The 12,561-nt window shown below is 63.5% G+C and carries 12 protein-coding genes and 1 pseudogene; 9 read left to right on the forward strand and 4 right to left on the reverse strand.

Annotated features, from left to right (window positions below):
• The 7 genes from MFF30_RS18730 to MFF30_RS18760 form a co-directional block, all read left to right on the forward strand.
• On the forward strand, window positions 1-519 hold a 519-nt coding region (locus MFF30_RS18730; protein WP_238280988.1), incomplete at its 5' end, for a sulfate ABC transporter substrate-binding protein.
• Window positions 520-595: 76 nt separating this feature from the next.
• On the forward strand, window positions 596-1,456 hold the full coding sequence (gene cysT / locus MFF30_RS18735) for a sulfate ABC transporter permease subunit CysT (RefSeq protein WP_238280998.1): 861 nt from the start codon (window positions 596-598) through the stop codon (window positions 1,454-1,456).
• Window positions 1,449-2,333, forward strand: coding sequence for a sulfate ABC transporter permease subunit CysW (cysW, locus tag MFF30_RS18740; protein ID WP_238280989.1), 885 nt, complete (start codon window positions 1,449-1,451; stop codon window positions 2,331-2,333). Before cysT ends, cysW begins: the two co-directional genes overlap by 8 nt.
• On the forward strand, window positions 2,317-3,381 hold the full coding sequence (locus MFF30_RS18745; protein ID WP_238280990.1) for a sulfate/molybdate ABC transporter ATP-binding protein: 1,065 nt from the start codon (window positions 2,317-2,319) through the stop codon (window positions 3,379-3,381). The genes cysW and MFF30_RS18745 overlap by 17 nt, the downstream gene beginning before the upstream one ends.
• Window positions 3,382-3,448: 67 nt before the next feature.
• A complete protein-coding gene (locus MFF30_RS18750) occupies window positions 3,449-4,009 on the forward strand; it encodes a DUF4337 domain-containing protein (protein ID WP_238280991.1) in 561 nt (186 codons plus the stop codon).
• 270 nt (window positions 4,010-4,279) lie between these two features.
• Window positions 4,280-5,239 carry a glycosyltransferase family 2 protein gene (locus MFF30_RS18755; RefSeq protein WP_238280992.1) on the forward strand — a complete coding sequence of 320 codons (960 nt, stop codon included), beginning with the start codon at window positions 4,280-4,282 and terminating at the stop codon, window positions 5,237-5,239.
• Window positions 5,236-5,994 (forward strand): CatB-related O-acetyltransferase, encoded by a 759-nt coding sequence (locus MFF30_RS18760; RefSeq protein WP_238280993.1) that lies wholly within the window; start codon window positions 5,236-5,238, stop codon window positions 5,992-5,994. The genes MFF30_RS18755 and MFF30_RS18760 overlap by 4 nt, the downstream gene beginning before the upstream one ends.
• A gap of 149 nt (window positions 5,995-6,143) precedes the next feature.
• Here MFF30_RS18760 and MFF30_RS26230 read toward each other — a convergent pair.
• The 3 genes and pseudogenes from MFF30_RS26230 to MFF30_RS18770 all read right to left on the reverse strand — a co-directional run.
• Window positions 6,144-6,481 (reverse strand): annotated as a pseudogene (locus MFF30_RS26230) (transposase); the annotation flags it as partial.
• A 207-nt stretch (window positions 6,482-6,688) separates the two neighbouring features.
• Window positions 6,689-7,657 (reverse strand): FkbM family methyltransferase, encoded by a 969-nt coding sequence (locus tag MFF30_RS18765; protein WP_238280994.1) that lies wholly within the window; start codon window positions 7,655-7,657, stop codon window positions 6,689-6,691.
• Between the two features lie 131 nt (window positions 7,658-7,788).
• Window positions 7,789-10,089 (reverse strand): Tex family protein, encoded by a 2,301-nt coding sequence (locus MFF30_RS18770; RefSeq protein WP_238280995.1) that lies wholly within the window; start codon window positions 10,087-10,089, stop codon window positions 7,789-7,791.
• Between the two features lie 302 nt (window positions 10,090-10,391).
• On the opposite strand from MFF30_RS18770, the gene MFF30_RS18775 reads away from it, so the two are divergent.
• Window positions 10,392-10,565 carry a hypothetical protein gene (locus MFF30_RS18775; RefSeq protein ID WP_238280996.1) on the forward strand — a complete coding sequence of 58 codons (174 nt, stop codon included), beginning with the start codon at window positions 10,392-10,394 and terminating at the stop codon, window positions 10,563-10,565.
• A gap of 99 nt (window positions 10,566-10,664) precedes the next feature.
• Here the strand turns inward: MFF30_RS18775 and MFF30_RS18780 are convergent, their stop codons facing one another.
• On the reverse strand, window positions 10,665-12,140 hold the full coding sequence (locus tag MFF30_RS18780; RefSeq protein WP_238280999.1) for an OpgD/OpgG family glucan biosynthesis protein: 1,476 nt from the start codon (window positions 12,138-12,140) through the stop codon (window positions 10,665-10,667).
• A 239-nt stretch (window positions 12,141-12,379) separates the two neighbouring features.
• Here MFF30_RS18780 and MFF30_RS18785 point away from each other — a divergent pair.
• Window positions 12,380-12,561: hypothetical protein (locus tag MFF30_RS18785; protein ID WP_238280997.1), on the forward strand; the 182-nt coding region annotated here is incomplete at its 3' end.

Genomic DNA, 12,561 nt, shown 5'->3' on the forward strand with positions numbered 1-12,561 from the left:
GGCTACGCCTACGAGCGCGACGGCAAGGACGCCGACAAGGCCAACGCCTTCGTGGGCGAGGTCTACAAGAACGTCCCCGTCCTCGACACCGGCGCGCGTGGCTCCACCGTGACCTTCGCGCAGCGCGGCCTCGGCGACGTGCTGCCCACCTGGGAGAACGAGGCCTATCTCGTCTTCGAGGAATTCGGCCGCGACAAGTTCGATGTGGTCGTGCCGCCGACCTCGATCTACGCCGAGCCGCCGGTCGCCCTGGTCGACGCCAACGTCGACAAGAAGGGAACTCGCAAGCAGGCCGAGGCTTATCTCCAGTTCCTCTATTCCGACCGGGCACAGGCCATCTTCGCCAAGCACCATTACCGCCCGCTGAATCGCGCGGCGGCCAAGCCCGAGGATCTGGCGCAACTGCCCGAACTCAAGCTGTTCAAGATCGAGGACCTGCAGGGCGACTGGGACGAGATCCAGAAGAAGAACTTCGACAACGGGGGCCTGTTCGACAAGCTGAGCAAGGCGGGGCGCTGACGCGCCCTCCCGCGTTCCCCCTCCCCCGACCGGGAGGGGGCCGAGACCTGAGCAGGACACCAGCATGGCCCCGCCCATCCGCACCGATGCGCCCACGCGCGCCAAACGGCGCTTCCTCCGCCCGAGCGTGATCCCCGGTTTCGGGCTCGCCTTCGGCTACACCCTGACCTGCCTCGGCCTGATCGTGCTGTTGCCCCTCGCCGCCCTGGTGACGCGGGCCTCCGGGCTCGGCCTCTCGGGGATCTGGGAGGTCGCCACCGATCCGCGCGTGGCCAGTGCGCTCCGCGTCAGCTTCGGCGTGTCCCTGCTCGCCGCCCTCACCGCCTCGGTGTTCGGCTTCCTTATCGCCTGGGTACTGACGCGCTACCGCTTTCCCGGCCGCCGAATCGTCGACGCGGTGGTGGACCTGCCCTTCGCCCTGCCGACCGCCGTCGCGGGCATCGCGCTGGCCGCCCTCTATGCCCCCAACGGTCTCGTCGGGGCGCAGCTGGCGCGGATCGGCATCGAGGCCGCCTACACGCCGGTGGGCATCTACATCGCCATGGTGTTCATCGGCCTGCCCTTCGCGGTGCGCACCGTGCAGCCGCTCATCGCCGAGATCGACAAGGAGATCGAGGAGGCCTCCGCCACCCTCGGGGCGGGGCGCGTCCACACACTGGTGCGGGTGGTGCTGCCGCCGCTGATCCCGGCGGTGCTCACGGGCTTCGCCCTCGCCTTCGCCCGCGGCGTCGGCGAATACGGCTCGATCATCTTCATCGCCGGCAACCTGCCCTACGTCTCCGAGATCGCGCCGCTCCTCATCGTCATCAAGCTGTCCGAGTACGATTACGGCGGCGCCTGCGCGATCGCCACGATCATGCTCGGCATCTCGTTCCTCACCCTCCTCGCCATCAACCTGATCCAGGCCTGGAGCCGGCGGAGATTCGGCTATGTCTGAGACCTTCGCACCCGTCGCCCTCGCCGAGGCCCGGCCCGCCAGCGTCGTCACGGAAGGCCGCTGGATCCGCTGGCTGCTGATCGGGATCGCGATCCTGTTCCTCGCCCTGTTCCTGGTGCTGCCGCTGCTCACCGTGTTCGCGCAGGCCTTCGCCAAGGGCTTTGCCGCCTATCTCGCCGCCTTCACGGAGGCCGACGCCCATGCGGCGATCCGGCTGACGCTGCTGACCGCCGTCATCGCGGTGCCGTTCAACCTCGTCTTCGGCATCATGGCCTCCTGGGCCATCGCCAAGTTCGAGTTCTGGGGCAAGAACCTGCTCGTCACCCTGATCGACCTGCCGTTCTCGGTCTCGCCGGTGGTCTCGGGGCTGATCTACGTGCTGGTCTTCGGGGCGCAGGGGCTCGTCGGCCCCTGGCTGCTCGAGCACGACGTCCAGGTCATCTTCGCGGTGCCGGGCATCGTGCTGGCGACCATCTTCGTCACCTTCCCGTTCGTCGCCCGCCAGCTCATCCCGCTGATGCAGGAGCAGGGCACGGCGGAGGAGGAGGCGGCGCTGACGCTGGGCGCCTCCGGCTGGCATGCCTTCCGCACCGTGACGCTGCCCAACATCCGCTGGGGCCTCCTGTACAGCGTGCTCCTCTGCAATGCCCGCGCGATGGGCGAGTTCGGTGCGGTCTCGGTGGTCTCCGGCCACATCCGGGGCCTCACCAACACGCTGCCGCTCCACGTGGAGATCCTCTACAATGAGTACAACTTCGTTGCCGCTTTCGCCGTCGCCTCCCTCCTGGCCGGCCTCGCCCTCGTCACCCTCCTCCTCAAATCCGTCCTCGAATGGCGCTACGCCGACGAGATCGCCGCGGGTGCCCGGGGACACTGAGCGGGGCGGCTCCACCGCCATCCGCGTCGAGAACCTGTCGAAGACCTTCGACACGGCGGCCGTGCTGCACGACTTCTCCCTCGACGTGCGGGCGGGCGAGCTGCTGGCGCTGCTCGGCCCCTCGGGCTCGGGCAAGACCACGCTGCTGCGCATCATCGCGGGCCTCGATTTCCCCGATGCGGGCCGCATCGTGTTCGGGGCCGAGGATGCGACCCGGCTTCCCGTGCAGCAACGCGCGGTGGGCTTCGTGTTCCAGCACTACGCCCTGTTCAAGCACATGAGCGTCGCCGAGAACATCGCCTACGGGCTCAACGCCCGGAAGCGCTCCGAGCGCCCGGCCAAGGCCGAGATCAAGCGCCGGGTCGGCGACCTCCTCGACCTCATCAAGCTCTCGGGCTTCGCCGACCGCTATCCGAGCCAGCTCTCGGGCGGCCAGCGCCAGCGCATCGCGCTTGCACGGGCGCTGGCGGTGGAACCCCGCGTACTCCTGCTCGACGAGCCCTTCGGCGCCCTCGACGCGCAAGTCCGAAAGGACCTGCGCCGCTGGCTGCGCGAGATCCACGACCGCACCGGCCAGACCACGATCTTCGTCACCCACGACCAGGACGAGGCCCTGGAGCTCTCCGACCGGGTCGCGGTGCTCGACAAGGGCCGCCTGGAGCAGGTCGGCACGCCGGACGAGGTTCAGGAGGCGCCGGTCTCCGCCACCGTGCTGAAGTTCCTTGGCGACACCATCGAGGTCGAAGCAATCGCGCAGGGCGGCGCGGTCCGCGTCGACGGCCGCCTGACACCGGTGCGGGCGCCCGAAGGACTCGTCGGTCCGATCAAGCTCTACGCCCGGCCCTGGCAGCTCCAGTTCGCCGAGGGCGGCGAGGCCCATCTCCACGGCGTGGTGCGCTCGTCCTACCGGACGCAGGGGCGCCAGCGCATCGAGGTCGACCGGCCCGAGGGCAAGACCGTGGTGGTGGAGGCCGCCGACACCAACCGCTTCGCCGCCGGCAGCCCCGTGGGCCTGCGGATCATCGGCGGCCACGTCTTCCCGAACTGACGGGAACCCCTTGCGCTCACGCGCATGATCGGGTGTGACTGCCGCCGTCGAAACGAGGGCGAGCAGCATGTCGGGTGGTCACGGGGCGGGGGGTAGTTCCAACAAGCGCGTGGCGCTGCTGATCTCGGTGCTGGCGCTGTTCCTGGCGCTGGCCGAGACCCTGGCCAAGGGCGCGCAGACGGACGCGCTGGGCGCCAATGTCGAGGCCTCCAACCAGTGGGCCTATTTCCAGGCCCGCACAATCCGAGGGACCGTCCTAAAGACCGCCGACGAGACCCTGGCGCTGCTGCCGCCGGAGGTCGCCAATTCCGAGGCGGTCAAGGCCAAGCGCGCCGAGTGGGCCAAGACCCTGGCCCGCTGGGACAGCGAGCCCGCCACCGGCGAGGGCCGCAAGGAACTGGCCGAGAAGGCTCGCCACTCCCAGGAGGTGCGCGACCTCGCCCTCCACCGCTACCACCACTATGAAATCGCCTCAGCCGCCTTCCAGATCGGCATCGTGCTCGCCTCGGCCGAGGTGATCACGGGGATCTTCGCGCTGGTGGTGGGCGGCGGGCTGCTGGGTGTGGCCGGGTTGGCGCTGCTGGGTTTCGGGTTGTATGCTCCGCACACGCTGCCGTTTTTTCATTGATCAACTCAAGTCAAACTTGAATATTATAGCATTAGGAAATCTCCGGCAGAATCCGAGATCTATAGCAATAGCAATAATCGCAGATATATTTCTAGTATTTTTGGTGATCATTTTAATTTTAGAAGCCCGCAGCGAGATAGTCTATATTGTATTTTCAGCCTAATAAACTGGACAAATACTATGATTAATCGAAAGTGGTTGCGAGATCTTACACAACGTGCTAAGCCCGAAAACAACGTGAAAATGTCAAATCGATCGAGACTTAAGAAGATGATTATTGCTGGCGTTGTAAGAACTTTGAATGAAGACGATATCATCGAAGCTGTCGTTAGACATCACCTCGCTCAGATGGATCGTGTGATTGTGCTAGACGATGGCAGTCATGATCGAACCGCGGAAATTGTGAAGAATCTTATTACTGAAGGGCTTCCCGTCAGTCTTATCGAGCGAAAATGCGTCATTTTCGATGAAGCAAACAGGAACACTTTTCTTTTTGATTATGCGCGTGACACCTTCGGTGCCGATTGGGTTGTCTTTTTCGATGCGGATGAGTTTGTTGACACGCGCGGAATAGCATCGTCACTTAATTCATATCTCCAAAATGTTGCTCCTGAGGTCGATGGTATTCAAGTCCGCCTGGTCAATTATATGGACGCAGCGACCGATAACGCCGACGAAATTGTTGTGCCAAAGAGAATGGTTTGGCGCCACACGGTTCCCCACGATGTGCTGAAGATCTTTGTCAGGACAGATCGTAATATCACGATCAACGCTGGAAATCACAGCGCACAACGAGTAGGGGGGCCGTTCAAGACAGTCCAGGAGCCGAACATCGTCCTGGCGCATTACCCGAGGCGATCCGGGTGGCACGACATCTATAAGTGGGTCATAGGACGACTAAAGATAACAGCAGCCGGATCCAAGGAAGTTTCGGCAGGAACGGGATCGCATTACATTGCTCCGTTTGAGATTTTGATGAATAGGCCCGCGGATCTACTAAACAGCGAAGGCTTCTTTCATCCACATCCCGACACTCAAATCATGTCGAACAATCCTATCGAATACCTTGGGGGGGAATTAAGGTATACGCAAATGACGGACTACAAGATGAAATGCGTTAGCATGATATTAAAATATGCAATCGAACTCGCAGGCGAATTCGGTCATCAGATGGATACGAATGAGGCCGTCAGGAATCACGTCGCGAGTGGTTTGAGGATCAATCAGTGATCAGAATTACGTCGGATCTGATTGCGGCTCTCGCCTCAAGAGGTGTCGAGTGCCATCTTGATGCAAACAAAGATCATGTTTCAGGCACAGCGCTTTTCGAGCCGCCCTGTGGGTTGAAGCGTTTGGACCTCATGCACGCGTCGAAGCTGGGCGCGTTCAGTTACGGCGTCAGTGGCTATCTATCGGAAACAGTCGTTGGCCGCTACGTCTCCATGGGCGAGATGATACAAGTCGGCCGAGGAGCACATCCCATTTCGTGGATGAGTACGAGCCCCTTCTTTTATGCTTACGGCGGAGGAATGTTCGGCGTTGGCGCCGATTTTAAAGACGCTGACAAGTATCATGCGTTCCGCCCGGGTAGCCCTGGGCCGATTGAAGTCCGAAACTCGAGAACAACGCCCGACCTACTAAGGCAAACTATCATTGGACACGACGTCTGGGTTGGCCACGGTGCGTTCATCGCCCAAGGGGTAAAGGTGGGTCATGGGGCCGTCGTTGCCGGTCATTCCGTAGTGGTCAAAGATGTTCCTGAGTACGCTATCGTAGCCGGCAACCCCGCCGAAATCAAAGGTTTCCGGTTTGATCCAAAGCAAATCGCAGCGTTGCTTGAACTAGAGTGGTGGAATTATGCCCCATGGCAGCTCGTTGATGTGCCTTTCGCCAACATATCTGCTGCAATTAAAAGATTAGAAGTCCTTATTCCCCAACTGGAACCCTATCAACCCGAGTGGGTATCCATCGCTGAGATTAGGTAAGTCATGGAGCTCGTTTGAACATTCGTCCTAGGACTAGGACAGCAGCGGCGTCGAGGAAAGCCCGAAACGACATGAGTAGCGCCTACCCGACCCCATCACGGTCCTGATGGCGTGGTTACGGATTAGGAACGAGGACGTGCCGGTCTGGATCGACTTCGGTCCTTAGAGTTCTGGCCGGCATCGTAATTGTGCGCGAGCCGCCAAGCTTGGTAGTCTTGATGCTTTGACCGTCGAGGACCGCAGCCGTCGGCGAAGTTACTTGACCGCCCACCCGCTTACAGTGGGATATGATGAACGTGTAGTTGATCTGGCTAAACAGCCCCGTCACGCCAATGAGCGAAGTACCCGTAGGTGGTCGAAAGCGGCGGAAAGTCTTTGGGTATCATCCGCCACGCGATGCAACCGCGAAGCGCGTAGAAGATAGCGTTCAGGATCAACCGCGTTGCCGAGACTGGCAGGAGCCGCACGGTGCCGGGTCCGGCATCATTAGTGGCGCGCGCGCCCCAGACCATGTTGGTGACATCTTCCGTAGCCGCAGCTAACACGGCTATGCCGCCACCAAGTGTTGGGGGGACCACTTTGTCGGTCCAAATGAGGTTTCCGCCTCTCGCGCGCTACACCATCCAGTCCACTTACCCTAGCTTCAGCCCCTTATCAGACAGCTTCTCAGGCCAGAGGTAATTCAAGAAACTCACTAAGCGATCGGTAGTCTAACGAAGATTAGGTTTTCACCCAGTGGCGGCAACTCTTGAAAACGATTGGCTAGAACTGTTCGAACGGCGGCTTCTGAGCCCGAGCGAAATCGATCATGGGTCTCTACAATTATGAATTTGATGCGATCAAGCCAAGTTTCTGCTTCCTGAGAAAAGAGCTCCAGTTCAGCCCCTTCGATATCGACTTTCAATATATCAACCGTATCAAATCCGGAATTATCGAGCAAAGTCTTCAACTTATAACACACAGTGGGCCGACTCTTGTATCCCGATTCTTCCGAAACCTGTCCGCCCCAAGCTTCAAGGTCCCGACCGTCGTTCGTTTCAGTATGAAAATTTATCAAGCCATCTCGAATCCATACGGCTGCTTGATGCGCTTCGATACGTTCTCCCAATGCACGGATATTTTCTTGTAACAAAGCAAAATTATTTCGATCCGGTTCAACGACTAGCAATTTTGCGTCAGGATAACGAAGGGCGAAAAATATTGATCCAAGCCCTATATTTCCTCCCAAATCAACAATTCGATTCACTTTTTCTGGAAGATGCGAAGAGTCATACTCTTTGCCAAGAAATACTTGGTGGAAAGTATGAACGTCACTAGTGCCAATTCTTAAAGTAACTTCGTATGGATATTCTGGTATATAAATCGAGATTTTCGCAAGTTTAATTGGGGCTCCCGCGCCTTCCAAAAATATTATATCATAAATTCTTGTTAAATTTGAAACCAATTGCTCGTGGTAATAGCTTCCTTGAATTAGCTTATAACTTTCTTGCCCATAATACATCCACTCAACATAAAGAGTGTTATCTATTATATTATACTTACCAAGAGAATTAGTTCCTTCGTGCTGGATCTCATCGTCGTTCTCCGAAATTAGAAGTGCCCCCGTCCAATTCGGATGAAACGCTTTCACTTTGAAGAAATTCTTGAGATTTTCTGAGGCCATCAATTTGCCCTATGCATGAAACGATCAAGGTCGTTACTATCGTTGTAAAATAAGATCGATATGGTTTCGAGTGGCGCAACAAAACATCACTTGTGTACAACCATTTTAAACTCTTTGCAACCTGCTCCCGGTTAGCGCTTCCGTTTCGCGGCCGCAGCCCGCTGAAGAGCGTCAGCTAAACTTCCATTCGGTTTAGAAACATGCGCCAACACAGATAAGTTCATCCGCGTGTCCACATCGGAAACTGTGCGTTCGCCGCCCTCCCCCGCCTTCATACTTAAAGCAATCCGCTTACGCCCCACATCCACCTCGACCACCCGCACCCGCACCACATCGCCGGGCTTCACCACCTCCCGGGGGTCCTTGACGAAGCGGTCGGCCAGCATCGAGATGTGGACGAGGCCGTCCTGGTGGACGCCGATGTCCACGAAGGCGCCGAAGGCGGCCACGTTGGTGACGACGCCTTCCAGGCGCATGCCGGGCTTCAGGTCGGTGATCTTTTCGACGCCCTCCTGGAAGGTCGCGGTCTTGAAGGCGGGGCGCGGGTCGCGGCCGGGCTTTTCCAACTCGGAAAAGATGTCGGTGACGGTGGGCAGGCCGAAGGTCGCGTCGGTGAATTTTTTGGGGTCCAGGCTCCGTAGAGCGCCGGTGTTGCCGATCAGGGCCTGGATCGGCTGGCCGGTGGCGGCGAGGATGCGGCGCACCACCGGGTAGGCCTCCGGGTGCACGCCCGAGGCGTCGAGGGGGTCGCTCCCGCCGCGGATGCGCAGGAAGCCGGCGGCGAGCTCGTAGGCCTTGGGGCCGAGGCCCGTCACCTTCTTGAGGGCGGCACGGCTGCGGAACGGGCCGTTTGCGTCGCGATGCCCGACGATGTTGGACGCGACCCGCGGTGTCAGGCCCGAGACGCGGGCGAGCAGCGGCGCCGAGGCGATGTTCACGTCGACGCCGACGCCGTTCACGCAATCCTCCACCACCGCGTCGAGGGAGCGCGCGAGCTTCCCCTCGGCGAGATCGTGCTGGTACTGGCCGACGCCGATGGCTTTGGGCTCGATCTTCACGAGTTCGGCGAGCGGGTCCTGCAGGCGCCGGGCGATCGAGACGGCGCCGCGGATCGAGACGTCGAGGTCGGGCAGTTCCGCGCTGGCATAGGCCGAGGCCGAGTAGACCGAGGCGCCGGCCTCCGAGACCATGACCTTGGTGAGCTTGAGCTCGGGCTGCTTGGCGATGAGCTCGGCCGCCAGCCGGTCGGTCTCCCGCGAGGCGGTGCCGTTGCCGATGGCGACGAGTTCCACACCATGCGCCCGGCAGTGCTTGGCCAGCGCGATCAGGGCGCCGTTCCAGTCGCGGCGCGGCTCGTGCGGGTAGATCGTGTCGGTCGCCACCACCTTGCCGGTGGCGTCCACCACCGCGACCTTCACGCCGGTGCGGAAGCCCGGATCGAGGCCGAGGGTCGGCCGCGCCCCGGCGGGTGCGGCGAGCAGGAGGTCGCGCAGGTTTCCGGCGAAGACCGTGACGGCGCCGGCCTCCGCCACCGCCCAGAGACGGGCCCGCAGGTCCGTGTCGGTGGCGGGCTTCAGGCGGGTGCGCCAGGCGCGCCGCACCGTCTCCATCAGGAAGGCGTCGCCCGGCCGGCCCTGGTCGCGGATGCCGAAAGTTTTCGCGATGCGCAGCTCCTGCGATCCAGGTCGGCCCTTGGCGGGCTCCTCCCCGACCGCGTCGGCGATGGCGAGGTCGAGCACCTCCTCCTTCTCGCCCCGGAACAGGGCGAGGATGCGATGCGAGGGCAGCTTCGTCAGGGGTTCGGCGAAGTCGAAATAGTCCGAAAACTTCTCGCCCGCGGCCGCCTTGCCGGGCTTCACGGTGGCGACCATCCGGCCGCGCTGCCAGCCGGTCTCGCGCAAGCCGCCCACCAGCTCCGGGTCCTCGCTGAAGCGCTCGATCAGGATGGCCCGGGCCCCCTCCAGGGCGGCCTCTACGTCGGCGATCCCCTTGACCGCATCAACGTAGGCCCTGGCGGCCGCCTCCGGCCCCTGGTCGGGCCGGGTCAGAAGCGCCTCGGCGAGGGGCTCCAGCCCGGCCTCGCGGGCGGCCTGCGCCTTCGTCCGGCGCTTCAGCTTGAAGGGCAGGTAGAGATCCTCCAGCCGCGCCTTGGTCTCGGCGGCGAGGATGCGGGCCTTCAGCCCCGGCTCGAGCTTGCCCTGCGCGTCGATCGCCTCCAGCACGGCGGCGCGGCGCGCCTCGAGATCGCGCAGGTAGGCGAGGCGCTCCTCCAGATTGCGCAGCTGCGTGTCGTCGAGGGTGCCGGTGACCTCCTTGCGGTAGCGCGCGATGAACGGCACCGTCGCGCCCCCGTCGAGGAGGTCGACCGCGGCCTTCACCTGCCATTCCGCGACGCCAAGCTCGGCGGCGAGACTCGTATTGATGGCGGCCATGCGGGTTCTCCCAGGAGGCCGGGCTGTCTACAGGGCGCCGCGCCGGATGGTCAAACCGGGCGGGCGGCTCGCCGCGCACCCGAACGGACCCGGAGCGCTCGCGTCTGTCCCGGTCCGGTCATGCGGACCTCGCGAGCCACGGCCGGACACCCCAAGCATTCGGATGTCAATCCTTCGATCATCGTACAGATTTTGCATAAATATCAATATTCGCGCATTGTCGGAGCCGGCGAATCGAAATAATCCTGCGCAGGCTCGGCCACAACGAAGTGTTCAGAGCACCCATGTCAATGGAGGCTCCCATGCGTTCGCTGACGACGCTTGGCATTGCATGCGCGATGGCGGCTGCCGCCTTCGGGATCACGATGCTCACGAAACCGCCCGTCTCGCAGGCGCGCGTCATCTCCTCGATCGATACCTACGCGCTCACCCTCGGCGCCCGTCCGCTCGACGGGCAGAACTACGATTGCAACTGAGTCCGGCTCGCGTGGCGCGGCCCGCCGCGTCCCACCCGGCATCGAAGGGCCGCCGTCGCTGCGGCGCGGCGGCGGCTCGTCCCGCTCGACCCCCGGCCGTCAGGCCGGGCTGTCCCAGGTCTCGGTCAGCACCGTGCCGTCCCGGCTCAGGCGGGCGCGCAGGATGACGTCTCCGGCCGGCGGCGACGCGGGCGGGCGCCATTCCACGTAGAGGCGCCACCCGCCGGTCTGGGGCACGAACTCCACCACCGGATCGACCATCGTGCCGGCACTGGCCGAGACGTCGGCGCTCAACCGCGCAGACCGGTCGGCGGGCAGGCCGGGTCCCTCGAAATCCACGACGTAGAGGCGCCGCCCGGGACTCGGCGGCGTGGTTGGGCGCAGGCGCTCGGCCGAGCCGACGCGGGTGGAAACCACGCGGGCGAGGGTTCCGGGCACGGTCGCCACCGGTTCGGCATCCACCGTGGTCAGGCTGTAGCGCAGCGCCCGTTCCGCCTCGGCCGGCACGGGGGCCGCGGGCACGAAGGCCGCCACGATGTTGTCCATGTACTCCTCCCGGGACGGGATCTCGAAGAGCTGGACCGCCCCGCGCCCGAACCCCTCCTCCGGCGTCACCCAGAGCCCGGGCCGCGCCTCGTGCCGGGCCTGCACATCGAGATAGGCCGGAAAGTCGCGCTCGCGCTGGAGCAGGCCGAAGCCCTCCAGGGGATCGGTGCCGAAGGCCGAGATCTGCGGCTGGGAACGCCCGTTGGTGAGCGGGCGCCAGAGCCGCTCGCCGCGCGTGACCACCGCGAGCCCGTCGGAATCATGCACCTGGGGCCGGAAATCGTCGAAGGGCTCGGCGCCGCGCGCGCCCGGCCCGTTCGCCCCGTGCAGGAACATGCTGGTCAGGGGCGCCAACCCGAGCCGGTCGAGGGCGACGCGCGGGTGAAGGGAGGCCTGCACCGCCATCACGGAGGGGTCTCCGGGCGTGACCGCGAAGCGGTAGGCGCCCGTCAGGCTCGGTGATTCGAGGAGCGCCAGGATCTCGATGGTGCGGGCGTCCTCCGCCGGCTCGCAGATCCAGAAGGCGGTGAAGTCGGGAAATTCCTCCGCGCCGGGTCCCCCGGTGCGGATCGCGGCCCCCCGCGCCGAGAGGCCGTATTCCTGGCCGAAGCCCCGCAGCCGGAAGTACGAGGCGCCGAGGAAGACCAGGAACTCCTCCTGGTTCGCGGGCGCCCCCGCATCGAAGGCGTAGTGCAGGCGAAAGCCCGCGAAGCCGAGATCGGGGGCGAAGGCCTGTCCCGTCAGGTCGGAGCCGAGGTCGAACAGGTCCGGCGCATAGGCGATCGGCCGGGCTGGCCCCTGGCGCGGCTGCAGGAACAGGTCGACGCGCTTGCGCTGCAGGAAGCCGCGATGGAACAGCTGGGCGGAGAAGTGGCGGCCGAGGCGCGGGCTCGCACCGGGGCGGAAGGTGATGGCGCGGTAGCCGTCGTAGGAGAGGCCCGCCAGGGCCGGGGGCAGGTCCTCCGGCGGTGGCCGGTACGGATTGGCCGCGAGGGTGCGCGCCTTCGCCCGCAGGCCGTCGAATGTTATGGGGTCGGCTGCCGCGGGATTCGGGGCGGCCTCCGTTCGGGCGGCATTCAGATCGTGCGCGCTAGGCAGAACCATCCCCAAGGCCACGCTCAGCGTGGTTCGCAGGGTCTGCCGCCGCGAGGGGAATTCGGTGCATCCGGGTTCATCGAGCCCCTTGCCTTCGCCCATCGGTTCCCCTTCGCCGGCTGGCTCCGGTGACGGATCACGGTGTCACCCCTCCTTCGAGTTCGCCGCATCCCATGCCCCAGAGCCTCGAGTCTCAACGGTTGTCGCACGACGCCCCGGCGGCTGAAATCCCGGGTCCGGCGAAAATCGCGACGCCGGGCCTGGATCGGCCCCGCTCGTACCTGGCCCGCCGGCTGCTGCTGGCCCTGCCCCCCCTGGCCCTGGGTGCCCTCGTCACGGCCCTGGCGCTGGCCGC

Origin of the sequence: Methylobacterium goesingense (assembly GCF_022179225.1) — a bacterium.
Classification (GTDB): domain Bacteria; phylum Pseudomonadota; class Alphaproteobacteria; order Rhizobiales; family Beijerinckiaceae; genus Methylobacterium; species Methylobacterium goesingense.